The 18,849-nt window shown below is 44.7% G+C and carries 17 protein-coding genes; 13 read left to right on the forward strand and 4 right to left on the reverse strand.

Annotated features, from left to right (window positions below; genetic code table 11):
* Positions 1-39: 39 nt before the first annotated feature.
* The 9 genes from BLA28_RS25245 to BLA28_RS25285 all read left to right on the forward strand — a co-directional run bounded on the left by BLA28_RS25245 (position 40) and on the right by BLA28_RS25285 (position 12,026).
* Entirely contained in the window at positions 40-2,085 is a 2,046-nt protein-coding gene (locus BLA28_RS25245; RefSeq protein ID WP_069156959.1) for a pyruvate formate lyase family protein, read from the forward strand.
* 4 nt (positions 2,086-2,089) lie between these two features.
* The gene (locus BLA28_RS25250) at positions 2,090-2,986 is read left to right on the forward strand and encodes a glycyl-radical enzyme activating protein (protein WP_069156960.1); all 897 of its coding nucleotides are present in this window, start codon (positions 2,090-2,092) and stop codon (positions 2,984-2,986) included.
* Between the two features lie 598 nt (positions 2,987-3,584).
* A complete protein-coding gene (locus BLA28_RS25255) occupies positions 3,585-5,117 on the forward strand; it encodes a glycoside hydrolase family 32 protein (protein ID WP_408607643.1) in 1,533 nt (510 codons plus the stop codon).
* 22 nt (positions 5,118-5,139) lie between these two features.
* A complete protein-coding gene (locus BLA28_RS25260) occupies positions 5,140-6,579 on the forward strand; it encodes a glycoside hydrolase family protein (RefSeq protein WP_069156962.1) in 1,440 nt (479 codons plus the stop codon).
* Entirely contained in the window at positions 6,576-8,069 is a 1,494-nt protein-coding gene (locus BLA28_RS25265) for a glycoside hydrolase family 32 protein (RefSeq protein ID WP_069156963.1), read from the forward strand. Before BLA28_RS25260 ends, BLA28_RS25265 begins: the two co-directional genes overlap by 4 nt.
* Before the next feature lie 204 nt (positions 8,070-8,273).
* Positions 8,274-9,299, forward strand: coding sequence for a recombinase RecA (recA, locus tag BLA28_RS25270; RefSeq protein ID WP_009253597.1), 1,026 nt, complete (start codon positions 8,274-8,276; stop codon positions 9,297-9,299).
* 128 nt (positions 9,300-9,427) lie between these two features.
* Positions 9,428-9,862 carry a hypothetical protein gene (locus BLA28_RS25275; RefSeq protein ID WP_009253596.1) on the forward strand — a complete coding sequence of 145 codons (435 nt, stop codon included), beginning with the start codon at positions 9,428-9,430 and terminating at the stop codon, positions 9,860-9,862.
* Positions 9,863-10,120: 258 nt separating this feature from the next.
* Positions 10,121-11,395, forward strand: a complete 1,275-nt coding sequence (locus BLA28_RS25280) for an AAA family ATPase (RefSeq protein WP_069156964.1) — start codon at positions 10,121-10,123, stop codon at positions 11,393-11,395.
* On the forward strand, positions 11,388-12,026 hold the full coding sequence (locus tag BLA28_RS25285; protein WP_069156965.1) for an RloB family protein: 639 nt from the start codon (positions 11,388-11,390) through the stop codon (positions 12,024-12,026). The genes BLA28_RS25280 and BLA28_RS25285 overlap by 8 nt, the downstream gene beginning before the upstream one ends.
* 209 nt (positions 12,027-12,235) lie before the next feature.
* On the opposite strand, the gene BLA28_RS33230 is transcribed toward BLA28_RS25285, so the two are convergent.
* Positions 12,236-12,730 (reverse strand): YbjQ family protein, encoded by a 495-nt coding sequence (locus tag BLA28_RS33230; RefSeq protein WP_169897299.1) that lies wholly within the window; start codon positions 12,728-12,730, stop codon positions 12,236-12,238.
* Positions 12,731-12,920: 190 nt separating this feature from the next.
* Between BLA28_RS33230 and BLA28_RS25295 the strand changes: the two genes are divergently transcribed.
* The 3 genes from BLA28_RS25295 (at position 12,921) to BLA28_RS25305 (ending at position 14,461) form a co-directional block, all read left to right on the forward strand.
* Positions 12,921-13,100: a hypothetical protein gene (locus BLA28_RS25295; protein ID WP_133305340.1), complete on the forward strand. Its 180-nt coding sequence runs from the start codon at positions 12,921-12,923 to the stop codon at positions 13,098-13,100.
* 70 nt (positions 13,101-13,170) lie between these two features.
* The gene (locus tag BLA28_RS25300; protein ID WP_159463964.1) at positions 13,171-13,608 is read left to right on the forward strand and encodes a MarR family winged helix-turn-helix transcriptional regulator; all 438 of its coding nucleotides are present in this window, start codon (positions 13,171-13,173) and stop codon (positions 13,606-13,608) included.
* Positions 13,601-14,461 carry an SDR family oxidoreductase gene (locus tag BLA28_RS25305; protein ID WP_069156968.1) on the forward strand — a complete coding sequence of 287 codons (861 nt, stop codon included), beginning with the start codon at positions 13,601-13,603 and terminating at the stop codon, positions 14,459-14,461. The genes BLA28_RS25300 and BLA28_RS25305 overlap by 8 nt, the downstream gene beginning before the upstream one ends.
* A gap of 7 nt (positions 14,462-14,468) precedes the next feature.
* Here BLA28_RS25305 and BLA28_RS25310 read toward each other — a convergent pair whose 3' ends face one another.
* Positions 14,469-15,401: a homocysteine S-methyltransferase family protein gene (locus BLA28_RS25310; RefSeq protein ID WP_069156969.1), complete on the reverse strand. Its 933-nt coding sequence runs from the start codon at positions 15,399-15,401 to the stop codon at positions 14,469-14,471.
* 117 nt (positions 15,402-15,518) lie between these two features.
* On the opposite strand from BLA28_RS25310, the gene BLA28_RS25315 reads away from it, so the two are divergent.
* Complete coding sequence (locus BLA28_RS25315; RefSeq protein ID WP_069156970.1) at positions 15,519-15,839, forward strand: hypothetical protein; 321 nt, start codon at positions 15,519-15,521, stop codon at positions 15,837-15,839.
* A 90-nt stretch (positions 15,840-15,929) separates the two neighbouring features.
* Here the strand turns inward: BLA28_RS25315 and BLA28_RS25320 are convergent, their stop codons facing one another.
* Entirely contained in the window at positions 15,930-18,017 is a 2,088-nt protein-coding gene (locus tag BLA28_RS25320) for an FtsX-like permease family protein (RefSeq protein ID WP_242955525.1), read from the reverse strand.
* Positions 18,010-18,762, reverse strand: coding sequence for an ABC transporter ATP-binding protein (locus tag BLA28_RS25325; protein WP_009253590.1), 753 nt, complete (start codon positions 18,760-18,762; stop codon positions 18,010-18,012). The genes BLA28_RS25320 and BLA28_RS25325 overlap by 8 nt, the downstream gene beginning before the upstream one ends.
* Positions 18,763-18,849 lie beyond the last annotated feature (87 nt).

The following is an 18,849-nucleotide window of genomic DNA, read 5'->3' on the forward strand; positions in this document are numbered from 1 at the left end:
AATATCCGGGTTATGTCTATTTACGTAGGGGGCTGAAACATGGATAATTTGAATTTATGGATGCAGAAAATAGAACGCTGCGTGAATGCCTGCAGGGAATTGATTCATGCATATGAGGTGGAAATACCGGAAAAGGGCCTTCTGGCAGGATTTCATGAACCGGTATTTAATAAGGATACCTATCGGATGCTGTTTGATGCAGATAACATGCATTACCCTTTGGGCGATGCTTTTCTCGAATATGGAATTCCGGGTATTCTGCGGATGACAGAAAAAAAGCAGCCCTTAGATACAGAAGAAACTGCTGCGTACAGGCATGGTATTTATCTGATTTATAGGGAGGTGTATTGTTTTATACAAAAGCATGCAGCGAAAGCCGGGCAGCTGGCAGAAAACGAGAACGATAAGGAAAACAAGGACAGATTGTTCAGGATTGCCGATATTTGCAGAAAACTGACACAGAGCAGACCTGAAACCTTTATGGAGGCATTACAGCTGTTCTGGTTCCTGTATCTGCTCAGAGGGGGATTCGGAGGAGGCTGTATCGGAAGGCTGGATCAGAAGCTTTATCCGTTTTATGCCGCGGAAGTGGGAAATCATACCTGGAAACGGGAGGAGGCGCTGGCGGCCATCATTCAGTTTTATGAGAAGCTGAATAAGATGTCCGCAGGAGATACGCTCAGAAATATGATGCTGTCAGGTAAGAATGAGGAAGGAAACGATGAGACCAATGAGCTTACCTATCTTTTCCTGGAGGCCTATGAACAGACCGGTGACGCGGAACCGCATTTGAACGTGCGCATACATAAAAATACGCCGGAGAAACTGAAGGAAACCTGCATTCGAATTATCGCAGAAGGAAAAGGACAGCCGACTCTTTATTATGACGACTTTATTATACCTTCTATGGAACATGCGGGAATAAGCCATAAAGATGCCTGCCGGTATGCGAACGACGGCTGTACGGAGACGTTAATTGACGGAAGGAGCGCCATATCCTTCTGGCAGCATGAAATGGTGAAAACAGTGGAACTTACCTTCTTTAATGGAGAGGATAATCCTTTTGTGCATCCGGTGGAAATGAAAAAGAACAGCAGGTATGGGCCTTCTTTTATTCCGCATACAGGTTTGAAAACAGGTTTCCGATCAGGGGAAACAGCCCGGATGCACTGTTTTGAAGATTTTTTGACGGCTTTTTTCAGACAGCAGGAATTTCAGGTGGGAGAATGGATAAAAAAGATTGATCGAAAGATAGAGGAAGATGAAAACGATACGCTTACTTCCCCGTTAGTGGGCGGTACATTAAAAGAATGCCTGATGACAGGGAAGGATCCATTGAGGGGCGGCGGCTTTACAATACCCAATTATCAGCTGCTCTCAGGGACGGTGACCACAGCGGCAGACTGCCTCCGGGCAGTGGAATACTGTGTGTTTGAAAAAGAATATTGTACCCTTGACCAGCTTAAAGCGGCCATGAAGGCGGATTATGAAGGATATGAACCGCTGCGTCAGAGATTGCTCCATGCACCGAAATATGGAAATGGAGAAGAACGCGTGGATGAATTGGCGGCTCTTATTGCCAGGAAGTTTCTGGATCAGGTGGCAGCATACAAAAGCAGGAGCGGTAAGCGGATCTGGCCGGGGCTGTATAATATAGATTTCAAAATCATTGCCAATATAACGGGAGCAACTCCTGATGGAAGAAGATTCCGGGATCCGATCGGCGAACACTGTTCTCCCACACCGGGGGCGGCTCAGAAGGGACCGACGGCGATCGTGGAATCGGCCAAAAGGCTTCCGATGGCGGAAGGTTACGCTTCTTCGCCTCTGCATCTGACCCTGGACAAGAGTGGATTCGTGCTGGGAGCAGACAGTATGCAGGTTATAAGGCAGTTGATGGAGGCTGCTGAAAAAGCGTCTGTTCCTGTACTCAATATATCAATGTATGACAGGGAGGAATTGATGGACGCGAAAAAAAATCCGGAGAAGCACCGCGGTTTGATAGTGCGGGTATGGGGCTTCAATGCCCGGTTTGTGGAGCTGGATGAGGAATTACAGGATCATATTATTAAGAGGGTTAACTGAAAATATGAAATCAGCAATAATAATGGATATTCAGCGTTATTCTATCCACGACGGGCCGGGGATCCGAACGACTGTATTTTTCAAAGGCTGCCATATGGCGTGCAGATGGTGCCATAATCCGGAATCACAGCGAAGGGAACCGGAGCTGCTGTTCTATGAGAACCGCTGTATAAATTGTGGAGAATGTATGCTGCTGTGCCGGAAAAACGCACATAGCATGGAGAGTGGAAAACACAGGATAGATCTATCGCTTTGCGCGGAATGTCCGGGAAAAGAAGCCTGCAGCCGGATTTGCCCGGCAGAAGCCATAAAGCTGTGCGGCCGGGAAATGACAGCGGAAGAAGTCCTGTGCCAGGTAATGAAGGACAGGGATTTTTATGGTTCGCAGGGCGGTGTGACATGTTCCGGCGGGGAGCCTTTGCTTCAGGATGATTTCCTGACGGAGTTTCTTCCTCTTTGCAAGGAAAATCATATTTCCGTATGCCTGGATACGACATTGAATGTGGAGTGGAAACGAGTGGAAAAGATACTTCCCTGGACAGATTTATTTTTAGTTGATGTTAAGTTTATGGAGAATGACAGCCAGCTTTACTATACCGGAACGGATGGAAAAAGAGGTTTGGATAATTTATACCGATTATCTGAACGAAATGTTCCGGTCATAATCAGGATGCCTTTGATTAATGGAGTGAGTGATACAGATAAAGAAATCTCGGAAAGGAAGAAGCTGCTGAAAAACCTGAAAAACGTACGGCGTGTGGACTGTTTTGCCGTCTCTGATCATGCGGCGGGAAAATACAGGGGATTGCAGAGAACTGAAGAAAAATTCAACAGGGGTGTGGAAGAAGGTCCTTTTGTGAAAAGTATAGAGAATAAATTGGGAATATTACATGAATTCTGAAAGGAAGAAGGGAATGATTTGTTTAACCTTTGAAAGAGAAGCAAATGACCGGATTATCTGCCATGACAGGAATGAGCTTATCCGGCTTGAATTAAATGAAGGCACTAAATTTGAGAACAGGGAATGCATATGCAGTGAGGAGGCCTTTCAGTTTGACGGATATTCAACCTGGTTTGAGGGAGGAATGGATTCGGAAAAAGCAGCAGATAATTTTACCCTCAGTTTTTGTCTTGCGCCCCAGGAATATTCGGATCAGGGAGACGGTATTTTTTCCTGCTTCAATGAAGCGGAGAGAAAAGGACTGTATATCAAATTGATGAAGCATGGAAAAATCGAGGTGGGTTTTGGAAACGGCCGTGAAATCTTTTTCTTTTCTTCCATTAATAAACATACAGAAAAAAATACATGGAATATGATTTCGGTTATTTTTCGGAAAGATGCGGGGTGGTGTGATCTTTATATTAACGGGATCCTTTCTAACCGCAGACAATTCCCTAGGCATATGCGGCTTGATTGGCCGGAAGGGAAGCTTTGTCTGGGAAAATATATGGCTGACAGTACATATGAGGAGAAGAAAACCGGTGTTTTTTGCGGTTGGATGAAGGGTATTTTGGTTCATGATTACTGCCTTTCCTTCGCGGAAGCGGAAAGGCTTCATGCCCAATATCCCTGCGGGCAGAAGGTGGCTGCTCTGTCCATAAACCGTGCGGCCTGGAAAAACGACATACAGCGGCCTGCGTATCATTTAATTGCACCCGGGAAGTGGATGAATGAGCCTCATGCCCCCGTTTATTATAAGGGGAATTATCATATTTTCTATCAGGCCAATGTCCATGCTCCTATTTGGAATCACATCCAGTGGGGACATATGATCAGTACGGATATGGTTCACTGGAGAGATTTGCCTCTGGCTTTGGAGACTGAGGAGGGAACCCTGGATCCGGACGGCTGCTGGTCAGGAAGTGCTCTTATAGATAAAAACGGACTTCCCAGGATTTATTATACGGCAGGAAATAATGAGAAATTTCCAAATCAGTCAGTAGCTATGGCTGTATCTGATGCGGAGGATATAGAATTGACACGCTGGCATAAGCAGGACAGTCCGGTACAGGAACAGACGGAAGGGTGGATGGGAGAATTCAGGGATCCTTTTGTCTGGCTGGAAAAAGACACCTATTTTATGCTTGTGGGTACGGGAGACGAAAATAACGGCGGAGGAAATGCCATATTGTATTCTTCCGGGGATGGATTGGATTGGACATCCCATGGTTTCCTGCTGGATTACGAATATGAGAAAAATGAAGAACTGGGCCATGTATGGGAGCTGCCGGTATTGCTTCCCTTAAGGGATGCCAACGGCAACATATATTGTCATATCCTGCTTCTTTGTGCATGCCAGATAGAAAATGCGGCAGTTGAAACGTATTATTTTCTGGGGTACTGGAACAGTGAAGAGAAAAGCTTTCATAAATTTCATGAGAAAGCGATGCTATTGGATCTGGGAAATGGAACCTTCACAGGGCCGAGCGGATTTGTGACACCGGATAAACGAAGTGTTTTGTTTACGATTGCACAGGGGAAACGGAAGGGAGAAGAGGAATTTTATTCCGGCTGGGCACATAACGGAGGGCTGCCGCTGGAGCTTTCCATAGCGGAAGGAAAACTCAGGCTGAAACCCATCAGGGAAATTTATGCGCTGAAAAAGAAGAAGCTGTTGGAGCTTGCCGATGTTTCTTCCGGAGAAGCGAACCGGCAGCTGGCATTAATAAAAGGGAACCGGCTTTGGATGCTTCTTTGTACAGACTGCGATGAAGCCGGTATCGTAACCTGCTGTGAAGAGCAAAGGATTAAAGTATATTATGACAGAAAAACAGGACGTTTGGGAGCAGAGGATGAAAAGCAGATCTGTATGGGAAAATACAGAGGAACAGAGGACTTGGTTGCTTTGGATGGCGGGGAAATACGGATGGAATATTTCTTGGATCATTCCATGATTGAAGTCTATCTGAATGAACAAAAGTCCATGTCTCTGCGCAATTATATCCGGGGAACGGAAAGGACAGTCAGAGTGTCGGAGGGGATGGAGAGAATAACGAAGCTTGAAGTGTGGGAAATGGAAAACGCATATTGAGAATACACAAGGAGGATCCGGAATGGGCAAAAAGCTTTTTTATAGTGCGCAGGGAGCGCGGACAGGAGATGTCATTCCCAAATATATAGATGGGAAATATCAGTTATTTTACCTGAAAGGATGGAAAAATCCCCGGGAAGAGGGCGTTGTTCATGGCTGGCACCGGATGGAGAGCACGGATTTGGTACATATGAGTGAAGAAGTACCGATCCATGTGCAGGGTGGGACAGGTGATTTGATTTTTCATGATGGGAAATGGCATCTTTTTGCCTGCATATTTCCCGATGGAAAACAGTTTGTTACCCATTATGTCAGCAGGGACGGCAGCTTGGATCACTGGGATTATTTGGAGGAGGATACCTTCGGGCCGGACGGGAATATTTATCAGGGGCCGGACTGGAGAGATCCCCGTATTGTATACAGAGAGGAGCTTCAGGAATACTGGATGTTTCTTGCTGCAAGGGCAAATGACACTCACAGCCAGACCGGCTGTGTGGGATTATGTGTTTCAAAGGATTTGAAGCACTGGGAATACAGGGAACCGGTGTATTATCCCAGGCGGTTTAACGGTGCATGTGAATGTCCGGATGTGTTCCGTATGGGAGACTGGTACTATCTTGTTTTTTCCGGTTATACGAATCTGTTTGGGAATTATTATATAAAGTGCCGGGCAGGCGAGTCCGAATGGCAGATACCTGATAATCACAGGCTGGATGCCAGAGCTTTTTATGCCGCAAAAACGGCGGGAAATGAAAAGGAAAGATATCTTTTCGGATGGAATCCCACAAAAGAAGAAAATCTTTTTGGATTTTGGCCGGATGAAATGAAAGCACAGGATTACCGTACTTGGGATTGGGGAGGGGAAATGGTGATTCATCAGCTGGTGCAGCTGCCGGATGGAGATTTGGGACTGACACTGCCGAAAGGGAAGAGAGAACTGTTTAGGACTCCTATTACCAACTGCTTTATCCCTGTTACGGATGGCTGGAAGGAGCAGGACGGCGGTTTTGCCGCAGTGAAAACTGCCGAACAGCAGATGATGCTGATGCAGCAGCTGCCAGAGAGATACAGGATCAGTGTGGAATTGAAAGTACAGGGAGCACAGCAGGCAGGGGTTATCTTACATGTGAAAAAAGAGATGAAGGAAGGCTATTATCTGTATGTGGAACCCAAGAGAAATAGACTGGTAATGCGTTCCTGGATTAGAATGTCGGAAGAAGGCGGCAAAACATTCCCATATGATGTGGAGCTGGAGACACCCGTAAGGCATGCGGAGGACAGCCGGTATCATCTGGAAATAATAGCCGAGGGCAATATCGGAACAGCTTATGTGAATGAGGAGGCCGCCCTGAGCTTTCGTATGTATGACCTGGAGGATGGAAATCTTGGATTGTTCTCTTTTGGTAAGGCCATATTTGAATCAGTCACAATGTCCACAGAAAGAAAGGAAAATGAAGAATGATTGAAAAACAACAGAATGAAAAAGAAGATAAACTCACCCGTGCAAGAAAGTACGAACAGGAAAAAGCAGAACCGCAGGACGCGGAAAATCGTCCGGCTTTTCATGTGACGCCTCCTGTGGGATGGATGAATGACCCGAATGGTTTTTCCCTGTATCAGGGAGAATACCACCTGTTTTATCAGTACCATCCATACAGTACCCAATGGGGGCCCATGCACTGGGGACACTGCAAAACGAAGGATTTTGTCAAATGGGAACAGCTTCCCTGTGCGTTGGCCCCGGACACGGATTATGACGGGCAGGGCTGTTTTTCCGGATCCGCAGTGGAGCATGAGGGAAAGCATATACTCATGTATACAAGTGTCCGGGAACTGGAAACAGAAGACGGGGCACGCGTAATCAGACAGACACAGAGCATTGCTGTCGGTGACGGCCTGAATTATACCAAAATACAGCAGAACCCGGTAATTACGGCAGATGTGCTCCCGGAGGGAAGCTCTTCCATAGATTTCAGGGATCCGCGGATATGGAAAGAAGGGAATACCTATTACTCTTGTATAGGAAGCAGAAATGCGGATGACAGCGGGCAGATTGCTTTATTTTCTTCCGGGGATGCCGAAACCTGGAAATGGGAAGGAATTATCGATCGCTGCAATAACCGGTATGGGAAAATGTGGGAATGCCCGGACTTTTTTACACTGGAAGAAAAACAGGTGCTGATTGTGTCCCCTCAATTTATGAGAGCGGAAGGGCTGGAATTCCATAACGGCAATAATTCCATCTATTTTGCGGGAACCTTTGATAGGGAAGCCAAACAGTTCCTGCGTGATGAAGCCGGATCCATAGATTACGGACTGGACTTTTATGCGCCGCAGACCGTGGAAACTGCTGACGGAAGAAGAGTTATGATCGCCTGGATGCAAAGCTGGGATAATTACCTGACACCAGAGGATTCCACGTGGTCAGGAGTGATGACAATACCCAGGGAGCTGTCTTTTAAGGGAAATAAATTAATCCAGAAGCCAATCAGGGAACTGGAAGCATACTGGAAAAAGGAAATTGTCCATAAAGCGGTGAAACTTGAAAAGCAGGCCGGAGAAAAGATGCTGGATGGAATTCACGGACGCATATTTGATATGACCGTTGAATGTACAGGCAGTGATTACCGTTCTTTTGAAATAATACTGGCTGCGGATTTGGAAAACAGGACTTCCCTTATCTATGACAGAGAAAAAGGAACCCTTACCACAGACAGAACCTATTCAGGGCTGGTTCATGATTTGATCAGCACAAGAAGTATGGTTACAGAAGAGCAAGATGGAAAAATATCCCTGCGGATCCTTATGGATAAATTTACGCTGGAAGTCTTTGCAAACGACGGAGAACAGGCGATGACATCCCTGATCTATACACCGCTCTGCGCACGGGATATCCGTTTTTCCTGCGATGGCACGGCTGAAATTTCTGTGGTTATGCATGAACTGGTATAGGGGGGTTTTTAATGACAGACAGGTTTTTCTTATTTACCTTTCTTATTTAAAACAAGATCATAATTATAATAAAGTCGCACAAATAAAAAGTACCATATATACGACAAAATAACCAAACTTGCTCTCTATATGATAAATTAACGCTTATGAAACGTCCCGGAACCTGTTAAAATAAACAGAAAACAATAGGACAGGTAAAATCATATGGATGAAAACAAGAAAAAGGCATTGGATGCGGCGGTTATGCAGATTGAAAAGGATTTCGGCCGCGGAGCGGTGATGCGTCTGGGAGACACATCCGCTTTCGGAGAGGTGGAGGTGGTTCCCACGGGGGCGCTGAGCCTGGATATTGCGCTGGGACTTGGCGGCGTGCCGCGGGGCAGAGTGGTGGAAATCTACGGACCGGAGTCCAGCGGTAAAACTACGGTTTCCCTTCATATGGCGGCAGAGGTGCAGAAAAGAGGCGGTATCGCGGCATTCATTGACGCGGAGCATGCGCTGGATCCCAAATATGCCGCCGGGATCGGCGTGGATATTGATGAGCTTTACATATCCCAGCCTGATACGGGAGAACAGGCGTTGGAAATAGCGGAGATGCTGGTGCGCTCCGGAGCTATTGATATCATAATCATTGATTCGGTGGCAGCGCTGGTGCCCAAAGCGGAAATCGATGGGGAGATGGGGGACAGCCACATCGGACTTCAGGCAAGGCTCATGTCCCAGGCGCTGCGCAAGCTGACTCCTGTGGTGAGCAAATCCCGGTGTATAGTGGTTTTTATTAACCAGCTGAGGGAAAAAATCGGGATTATGTTCGGTAATCCCGAAACGACCACCGGGGGCCGTGCCCTGAAATTTTATGCTTCCGTCCGGCTGGATGTGCGCCGTATAGATATGATCAAAAGCGGCGGGGAAAGAATTGGAAACAGAACCCGTGTCAAAGTGGTAAAAAACAAGATTGCCCCGCCCTTTAAGGAAGCTGAATTTGATATTATATACGGCACGGGTATTTCCCGGGAAGGGGATATTCTGGATCTGGCGGCGGATATTGATGTGGTGGGAAAAAGCGGTTCCTGGTATTCGTATCAGGGCAGCCGGATCGCCCAGGGACGCGATGCCGCCAAAATATTCCTGAAGGAGCATCCGGAAATCATGGCGGAAGCGGAAGCAAAGGTGAGAGAACATTATCAGCTGAAACCGGACACGGTTTCCCTGTCGGGATCCGTTGGATAAAGTAAAGGGGCATCCTATACAGGTGAATATCTGAGAAAGTATCTAACAGAATCAAAAAATATCTGACACAACATACATAATATTCCATATATCCGAAATACTAAAGAAAAAAGAGAGGTATAACGGCAATGGAAAATTCAGATACGCGGAAGCTTCTGCAGGAATGCGACGCCGGCGCGAAGATGGCGGTAACTTCCATAGATGAGGTTCTGGAGAAGGTTTGTGATTCTGACATGAAGCATTTGCTTCAGGAAAGCAAAAAGCATCATGAGAAACTGGGGAACGAAATTCATTCTCTGCTGGACCGCTGTGATACGGATGAAAAAGATCCGTCCCCCATGGCAAAGGGGATGTCATGGTTAAAAACAAATATGAAGCTGGGGATGGATAACAGCGATGCCACAGTAGCGGATCTTATTACAGACGGCTGTAATATGGGGATAAAATCACTCAATAAATATTTGAATGAATACGAACAGGCGGATTCTTCCGCAAAAAGGCTCTGTAAGGAACTGACAGATATAGAAGAGCAGCTCTGCACGAAGCTGGAACGCTATTTATAATAAGCGATTATCCGGAACAGAATTAAAGTACAGTATATGGAAATGCAGGAGCCGTCAAAGTTCCTGCATTTTCCATATCTCCGGAAAGGGCTTAAGCTTAAAATATATTTACAAAACGAAATAATCGACATTTTACGCTTTTTTTAAAAATTAATTTGTGATATAATGGTGCAAAGTTTGAAATTTCCGTAATTTGTCATTGCATTAGGAAAGAGATATTATTTATAATAAAAGCAGATTATACAGGAGGTAATTCATATGTTATTAATGTTTAAAGTGAAAAATTACACTTCATTTAAAGAGGAAGCAATTTTAGATATGAGGGCTACATCGTATGTACAGCATCCTTCCCATGTTATTGAGGCTGATAATAAAATAAACTTGCTGAAAACCACAGTTTTATATGGTGCAAATGCATCTGGTAAGTCAAATTTCATTTCTGCTATGTTCTTTTTTGAACAATATATATTCTCGCAATTTATTAATAAGATAGAAAATGAAGATTTTGAATCTATAGAAAACCAGATTAAAATAAAGTTGGAGCCTTTTTTACTTTCAAATAATGAAAAAGAAGCTTCTGAATTTGATATTATATTTATTCGAAATGGAAAACAAATACAATATGGATTTGAGTGTACTTCAAAAGAAGTTTTAAATGAATGGCTTTATATTGATGAAAAAAAGGTTTTCGAACGAAAAGGATTAGTCCTTTCTTTCGGCAGTAAATATCAAAAAATGTTGAATGCATATAAAAAATTGCCGGCAGAAAGACTCTATATAGCGGTTTTGGAATATTTTCTGGATAATGAAGAAAAGGAAGCTGTTTTGGGAGATTTTATAAGCTTTTTTGTTGAAGAATATGATGTGTTTTCAGAAATACTTTTTGAGTCAACAGTAAAAAGGCTGGCAGGTTCAGTTATGCTTTCAGAAAAATTAATTCATAGTAAGAGTTTTAGGCAAAAGGTTGAAAATTATCTTCGATTAATTGATGTGGGTATAAAACGTCTTGATGTCAGTACAGAAATTGTTTTGGATGAAAATACTGGTAAAAAAAAGAAAAAGAAAGTGGTTCGAACCGTTCATGACGTATATGATGATGATGGTAATGCAGTTGGAGAAAAACTATTTGAATTGCAACAGGAATCAACTGGGACCTTACGGTTTCTCTCTTATATTCAAAATATTGTGGAGATGATTTCTAAGGGCGGAGTATTTATCGTAGATGAAATGTCGGCAAGACTGCATCCTCTTTTATCAAAACTGATTGTTGATATTTTCGGTTCCAGTCATAATAAACAAGCTCAGCTGATTTTTACCACACACGATATTTCATTGTTAAACTACAATCAATTCCGTCGGGATGAAATTGCATTTATTGATAAAAATGAGCGTGGTGAATCTGTTCTATATGCGCTTTCTGACTTAAAGGTTCGCGAAGATGCGACTTTTAGCAAGGATTATTTACAAGGAAAATATGGAGCAATTCCGGTTTTTAATTATGATGAAATTATAGGTGGTGAACACAATGGGTAGAACAGTATTATCTTCACAGCGTCGTTCTGAAATTAAAAAAGTTAATTTAGGACACATTATTATCTTTTGTGAGGGAAAGACTGAAAAATATTATTTCGATTATTTTTCGGAAATTATAAAGAAAAATAAGTATACAGATGTTAAAGTAGTATTAGAAACAGCAAATGGCAATGCACGGGCTGTGCTGAAGTTTGCAGATAATTTTATGCTGGAAGAGGAAAATGGACGTAAATATAGTAATTATGGAAAATATTTGGCATTCGATTGTGATGACCCACCGGATATTGAAGCTGTAATAACATCTGCGAAGGATTATAAGTTGCTGATTACAAATTATCTTTTTGAAACATGGCTGCTAATGCATTTTGAAGAATTAGACGAAAAACTAACAAAAAAGCAGATTTATCAACGCCTTACAGGCTATTTACATAATAACTATTCTAAAGGACATCGTGGAAAGATCCGCGAAATCCTCCTCAATGGAGATGTTGAAAAGGCCATAGATAATGCCAAATTTCTTGAGCATAAGTATAAAGAACAAGGATTGACTATGTATGCTGATATAAGAGAGATGAATCCTTTTACAAGTGTTTATGAGTTAATTGAACAATTAATGGTTGAAATTTCATAATAACTTAATATTGTCCATTATTGAGACTTAATTTGTACTGAAAATGCTGCCGCAGCCTTCGGAATGAGGCAGGATTCACAAATGACTGCGAAGCCGCAGAAGATATCGTCGGCTTCGCGTTTCCTGGCTGAAGTACCGTTCATCCATCCGATATTAACGGGGCTCTACTCATATGTAAGCACATTTATATTGTATTCATCAGGGATTACTTATTCTACTTTCACGGATGTTCCATTTACGGATATTCCGATCATATTACCGGAAAAGGTGATATAACTATATGAAATGCCAATGATAGCATTACCTCCTTTGCTGATGGAATCCATAATCATATCGTATAGTGCTGCTTGTTTGGCATCTTTTAAGTTTTGGGAATATGCTTTTGATTCCATTCCAAACAAATCGGAAAAACTTGCTTTAAAGTCGGAAATAAAACCGGTGCCAAGTACGGTTTCTCCGGAGACAAGTCCCAGATATTCAGAAATACATTTGTTCTCAAAGTTGAAACCGGTAGTCAGTTTGTGTTCCTTTACTTCTTTTTTGCTAAAAGGGTTAATATCACCAGCCTGTTCTGATATTTCACGGATTGTTTCTGTGTCTAAAAAAGACTCGTCTAAAATTTTGCCGCATTCCCAGCACATATTGGCATCTATCATTTCCTGTGTGAGTTTACAGCCACATTCGGGGCATTTATTGAGTGTCATTAAGTCATCCTCCTTTGATATAGATAATTGTATTCTATCACAGGTTAATGGTGCGTGGAATAGCATCTTTGTATGGAAAAACTGGCGATGGCAAAAAGGAACCCGGACAGTTTTTCAATTATGTTAGCCTTTGTTTCCTGCTTATTATGCCGTTTATCATCCTGAACATGGAACTGTTCAGGATACCCTGGTGGCACGGGGCTATTGGATTTATTACAAAGCAGCAGCCACGGCAATCGCGCCGGGGCTGTCATTCGTGCGCCCGGCGGCGCACGTTTCTAACCGGTGCAAGTCCGGAATCCGCCCGGTACATTCCATCCAGACAGAAGGATATTTTGGAGATATCAAAGAAAACGAGAGCTACAATTAAATAATTGACATAGTTAGCCTGATTAACTATAATGATAGTTAATCAGGCTAACTATTCAGGAGGAACTATTTTGAAGGATATCAAAATCGAAGCGGCAGAGACTGTTTCCCTGTTCTGCCGCCTTAACCAGCGGGTAAAAAAAGAACTGCCGATCCGTTCCAGTGAGATGGGGCTTCTGATTCTTCTGGTCACATCGAAAGAACGCATCTCATCCGTGGAAGCAGCCCAGTTTTTCCGGGTAAGCAAACCCGTGATCACGGCAATGGTCAAGACGCTGACGGCAAAGGGCTATTTGAGAAAGGAACCCCAGTCCCATGACAGACGGAGCTTCCTTCTTATCCCGGAACAGAAGGCAGTGGATTTAGTCACCGAGACATACGGCGACTATTTGTATACAATGACTATCCTGCAGGAATCCATGGGGGAGGAAGCTTTTGAAGATATGATTCGTCTGCTCGCACAGGCAAATGCCGTTATTCAAAAGGAGGAGGACAGAAAAAATGGGTAAAATACTGATTACGGGAGCCACCGGAAATGTGGGAAGATACACAGCGGAATACCTGCTGGGGGCAGGGGAAGAAGTGAAAGCCGCAAGCAAAAGTAAGGATAAGGTCACAAAGCTGTTTGGCAATGCGGCGGAATACTGTGAATTTGACTTTCAGCGTCCTGAGACCTTTGACGGCGCTCTGAAGGAAACCGACCGCGTCTTTCTCATGAGGCCCCCTCAAATGGGAAATCCGGAAGAATTGTATCCGTTTCTTGACGCAGTAAAGAAAAAAGGAGATATCCGCCTTGTGGTATTTCTGTCTTTGCAGGGAGCGGAGAAAAATCCCATGCCCCCTCACCATAAGATAGAAAAATATATGATTCATACAAGCCTGCCCTATTGTTTTATGCGGCCCGGTTTTTTTATGCAGAACCTGAGCGGCGTACATGCTTTTGAAATCAAATATTTTGACCGTATCGTAGTCCCGGCGGGAAAGTCCCTGACCGGATTTATTGACGCCAGGGATATCGGTGATATTTCCGGCATGGTTCTTTCACGGCCCGAAGGACATGAGGAAAAGGCCTATGAGATCACAGGGCCGGAGGCTATCGATTACTATAAAGCGGCAGAAATCCTTTCGCAGGAGTTGGGACGGAAAATCACCTATACAGAGGTTTCCCCGGGAAAAGCCCTGTATTACTGGACACATATCCGCGGGCTGGAGGAGGAATACAGCAAAGTCATGAATATGCTTTACCGGCTGACCCGGATGGGTATGGCCAAAACGGTTACGGATGATTTTGAGAAGATTACGGGAAGGAAGGCCCGTTCGTTTCAGGAGTTCGTGAGGGAGAACAAGGAAAGCTGGATTTAACCCCTCGTTATTGAAGAACTTTAATCATTTCACGAATATGTGATTCATCCGTACCGCAGCACCCTCCATAAATTTTCAAAGGAAAATCCCTGTGCAGCAGCCGAAATTCCTCTGCCAGTTCTTTCGCATCAGAAGTCTTTAAAGCACAGCTGTTATCAAGCTCCTGCAAAGAAAGACATGCCGCATTAGCCTGTATGCCGCAGAAGCGCGCCCTCACTGCCTCCGTCCTGTTTTCCGGCTGTGACAGCGCGCTTCTGAGAATGGCCGGATGTACACAGTTTGTCATATAGCACAGCGGTTTTGTCTTAGTATGCGTATCAATCACAGAAATAGCCTCATGAATTGTATTCCCGTCAAGCAGTGTGCCACGTTCGTTAATCATAAGGCTGATAATATACGGAAGCTTTGATTCCTCCATGACTTCAGCCATACCGAGAGCTTCCGGCAATGCAGGCATGATACCGGCAAAGAGAAAATCAATACTGTCCGCGTCAAACATATTCCTCTGCCAGGAATGATATTCTATCGCTTCATCGGTGCTTAACCCCTCTGAGCCGCTGTACGCATCCCCTTTGCATCCCATCATTCCGCCGATAAAAACAGGACACGTATAGTCAGATGCCAGTTCACGAAGAAAACAGGCATAATCACGCATCATATTTTTATCCCGGTATTCAGAGCGCAGAACCCTGTCCTTATTGGCCCGCCTCGTATTTGTCATGAGCAGGATGGGAAGCCTGTAATCCTCTGCTGCCTGCAGATAGCTCCGATAGATTGCCGCCAAAGCATCGCGCCCTTCGGCGGAATAAATCAGAGAAGCATACATGATATCGGCATCAGGCTTAAGTGAAAATTCATGTTCTATTCTTTGCCCTACGGCGCCTTCCGTAAGAATGAGTTTATTGCTGTCAAAGCATATTTCCAATTGTGTTTTTCCCATTTTATGTACCTCTTATCTCTATCAGTAAGTCGGCTTATTATAGCATGAAAAAAAGTTTGTCACAACCTGTCCGTTACTGCGTCTAAATAAAAAACACAGAAAAAGGAGAAAGTTGTTATGAAAGGAATTTTACTGACTTGTCTGATCGGAGTTATCGCGGGTGCCATTGATGTACTGCCGATGATAAAAATGAAGCTGGATCGTTTTTCCATTGTTTCAGCCTTTGTTTTCTACTTCGTCCTGCCATTCATCATCCTGAACACGGAACTGTTCGGGATGCCCTGGTGGCTGAAGGGCGGAGTCATCGGATTTGCCCTTGCCCTCCCTGTGATCATCATGGTGGCGGGACAGGATAAAAAATCTGTTCCGCCCATGGTGGTCATGTCCGCAGTTTTAGGGACTCTGATCGGGATTGCAGGCCATTTTATTATAGGGTAAAAAAGATAATTTCACCATGTGAAGAACAAAAATTACATAATTACAAAACAACAGCCCCGGTAAACCGCGCCGGGGCTGTCATTCTTTTACCTATATTTCAGCAATCGCTTCTGCTTTTTTCAGGGATACCCGGTACATAATATACATGACAGCCGATATCACAACAATCAGGATACCCACCACTCCCAGCATATTTAATTCAAATACATCTATCCTCATATCATTGAAAAACGTGAGCAGCGCGGCAAACAGAATTCCGATAATACAGCCGGCGGCTGTGGGGAAAAGATATATTTTCTTAAGCTGTATCCTGAGAACCCGCTCCGTGTAGGCTTTTGCGGCGCCCAGCCTGCGAAGATCCGCAAACATGTTTTTATTATCCAGGGCGACGGTCAGGCTTCGTACATAGCTCATGACCGAGCAGGCAGTCAGGGACAGAATAGATATATATATGGAAAGCAGTACAAAGACAGCTACCAGCTGCATGGCGTCCTGTTTGGTTAAAACCTTAATAAAAGGGGCATATTTCCATGAACCCGTCTGAAAACCGGATTCATCAAACAAACCGCAGGTACCGGAATAGCTGTAGCTTTTTCCTGCCTCTGCAGCCAGCTTTTCCTCATGGGCATCATATAAACTAAGATGATCGGAAAGAACTGTCGCACGTCCGATAAACGCATCCTGCAGGGCATGGGCAAAGGCGTAGGTGGAATAGACATCTTTCACATTAAAGAATACCATATTTTCCATCCAGGCTTCATCCAGGCCGGCGCTGAGCCTCAGGTAATCCTCATCGGAAATGATGAAGACGAAGGGATCGCTCATGAGGGCCAGGTTTTCAAATGCAGTCGTTCCCTGAAATGCCGGGCTGAAGGAGTCGCCGGTAACCGGATTGGTGACAGCCTGCAGACAATCAGGACCTACCCAGATGGTACGCTGATAATTGCTGCCGACAACTGTCCGGTATTCCCCGGAAGAAAGTGTCACAGAGATACCGGAAATACGCGTGAAATCAGAAGCGGAAACAAAAGAAGCCAGTTTTTCCGTTTCTATATCAAAATATTTCCCGTTATCATCATAATCCCTGCTGACATGACGGATGATGAGTTCCAGAGCCTTTGCCTCCTCATAAAAGGTAATATCCACCCCATATTCATCGGCAAGCCCCTCGATTTCAGCTTTGGTCAGCTGTGATTCGGCAGCAGGATAATGCAGAGAGTAGTCCACCGGCGCATTATCCCCGTTGATAAATGCGGAAACATAGTACATGATCCCCCAAAAGGCGGAAATCAGGATGACGAAGATCAAAAGGGCAATAACACACATATTTCTGGTAGTCTGCCTGGCTGTAAAACGCATGAGGTTAGTGGAAATAATATTTTTATAATAGGTTTCCCTTTTCTTCCCGATACCGGAATGGGCCACTGCGCTCAGAAGAAAAAGGTACAGGCCTGCCAGGGAAATCAGCCAGGTAAGATTCCAGACAGGGGGCATCAGCTGCAGGAAGAGGTGGGCGGACAGCTGAGGAACCGCCATAGCCAGTAAAAGTCCGATTATAATAAGAAGCAGTCCCAATTTCCCTGTCCAGGGCTTGATTTCCTTCACCATTTCCGTCTTACGCCGGTAATTGAGGATATCCATGATATTGGTGCGTTTCACAAAGCGGATCCCGGCTGCTCCGATACACAATATCAGAAAGGCCGTGAAAAGAAGCCCGGCAGCGATCCCCAGCGGGGTGAAACGGTAACGCATCTGATCCGCGCCGATCAGCATTTTGGAAAATGCTTTCCAGATCAGCCAGGAAACGGGTATGGCAGCCAGGATTCCGAGAAACACATATTTCAGGAGGATCAGGGCAACTTCCCTGAACAGCTGCACCTCCAGTTTCCGTTTCTGTTCGCCAAGGGCGAGGAACACACCGAATTCCCTGCTCTTATTTTTGAAAAACAGATCCGCGCCGTATATAGTGAAGATGGTACAGCCTGCCGCTGTTACAAAAAAGAGCAGCCATGACAGTTTTCTTGTATCTCCGCCGGTTGGCAGGAGTTCCTGTACCGTGGGAGAAAAGTATAAAAACGCAAAGGCGGACACCATGAGTACGGACAGGAAAATACAGACACCCAGGAGTGTATACTGTCCTTTGCTGTTTTTGCGCAGCTTTGCCATAATCTTATTCATTGTCATCGTCTTCCCCCAGTTCCCGGATCGTATCGAGCAGCACGTCCATGAATTCACGCCTTGTCTGGCTGCGGATCAGTTCCCGATAGATGCATCCGTCTTTAAGCACAATGACCCTGTCACAGAAGGAAGCGGCAAAGGTGTCATGGGTAACCATGAATACGGTGGCTTCCAGTTCCTTTTTTGCCTGCAGAAAAGAGTCGATGACCGCCCGGCAGGACTTGCTGTCCAGGTTTCCCGTGGGCTCATCGGCCAATATCATATAGGGCTGGTTCATCAGCGCTCTTGCCACCGCGGTCCGCTGTTTCTCGCCGCCGGAAATCATGGCAGGGTATTTGTCCATAATTTTATCGATTCCGAATATGTGACAGAAGTTTCCGGCCTTTGCTTCCATCTGGGCAGCCGGCTTTTCTGCGATGATCTGGGGCAGGCAGATATTTTCAAAAACAGTGAGTCCGTCCAGCAGCATGAAATCCTGAAAAACGAAGCCCAGCTTTTCATTCCTCACCCTGGCAAGTTCATCCTCCTTCAGGCCGGAGATATCCTGGTCGCCCAGAAGGATTTTCCCTTCATCATGAGGGATGAAGCAGGATATACAGTTAAGCAGAGTGGTTTTGCCGCTCCCGGACGGTCCCATAACCGCCACGAATTCTCCCTTCTTCACCTCAAATGAAATATCCTTTAATACCGGATAAAGCTGTGTCCCTGTCTTATAGCTTTTGGTTAAATGTTGTACCTGCAGCATGGCTGTTCTCCTTTTCTGTAATGCAGTGTATGATATCTTGTTTCCTGTATATCAGTCTACAGAAAAAGGCCGGGGATTTCGCCCCGG

Origin of the sequence: Eisenbergiella tayi, from assembly GCF_001881565.1 — a bacterium.
Classification (GTDB): Bacteria; Bacillota; Clostridia; order Lachnospirales; family Lachnospiraceae; genus Eisenbergiella; species Eisenbergiella tayi.

Excerpts from the sequence above, each read along its gene's own strand:
- BLA28_RS25265 (WP_069156963.1), top strand. The coding sequence starts at position 6,576 with ATGATTGAAAAACAACAGAATGAAAAAGAAGATAAACTCACCCGTGCA.
- BLA28_RS25245 (WP_069156959.1), top strand. The coding sequence starts at position 40 with ATGGATAATTTGAATTTATGGATGCAGAAAATAGAACGCTGCGTGAAT.
- BLA28_RS25305 (WP_069156968.1), top strand. The coding sequence starts at position 13,601 with ATGGGTAAAATACTGATTACGGGAGCCACCGGAAATGTGGGAAGATAC.
- BLA28_RS25320 (WP_242955525.1), bottom strand. The coding sequence starts at position 18,017 with ATGAATAAGATTATGGCAAAGCTGCGCAAAAACAGCAAAGGACAGTAT.
- recA (WP_009253597.1), top strand. The coding sequence starts at position 8,274 with ATGGATGAAAACAAGAAAAAGGCATTGGATGCGGCGGTTATGCAGATT.
- BLA28_RS25315 (WP_069156970.1), top strand. The coding sequence starts at position 15,519 with ATGAAAGGAATTTTACTGACTTGTCTGATCGGAGTTATCGCGGGTGCC.
- BLA28_RS25325 (WP_009253590.1), bottom strand. The coding sequence starts at position 18,762 with ATGCTGCAGGTACAACATTTAACCAAAAGCTATAAGACAGGGACACAG.
- BLA28_RS25275 (WP_009253596.1), top strand. The coding sequence starts at position 9,428 with ATGGAAAATTCAGATACGCGGAAGCTTCTGCAGGAATGCGACGCCGGC.
- BLA28_RS25250 (WP_069156960.1), top strand. The coding sequence starts at position 2,090 with ATGAAATCAGCAATAATAATGGATATTCAGCGTTATTCTATCCACGAC.
- BLA28_RS25310 (WP_069156969.1), bottom strand. The coding sequence starts at position 15,401 with ATGGGAAAAACACAATTGGAAATATGCTTTGACAGCAATAAACTCATT.
- BLA28_RS33230 (WP_169897299.1), bottom strand. The coding sequence starts at position 12,730 with ATGACACTCAATAAATGCCCCGAATGTGGCTGTAAACTCACACAGGAA.
- BLA28_RS25255 (WP_408607643.1), top strand. The coding sequence starts at position 3,585 with ATGAAGGGTATTTTGGTTCATGATTACTGCCTTTCCTTCGCGGAAGCG.
- BLA28_RS25285 (WP_069156965.1), top strand. The coding sequence starts at position 11,388 with ATGGGTAGAACAGTATTATCTTCACAGCGTCGTTCTGAAATTAAAAAA.
- BLA28_RS25280 (WP_069156964.1), top strand. The coding sequence starts at position 10,121 with ATGTTATTAATGTTTAAAGTGAAAAATTACACTTCATTTAAAGAGGAA.
- BLA28_RS25260 (WP_069156962.1), top strand. The coding sequence starts at position 5,140 with ATGGGCAAAAAGCTTTTTTATAGTGCGCAGGGAGCGCGGACAGGAGAT.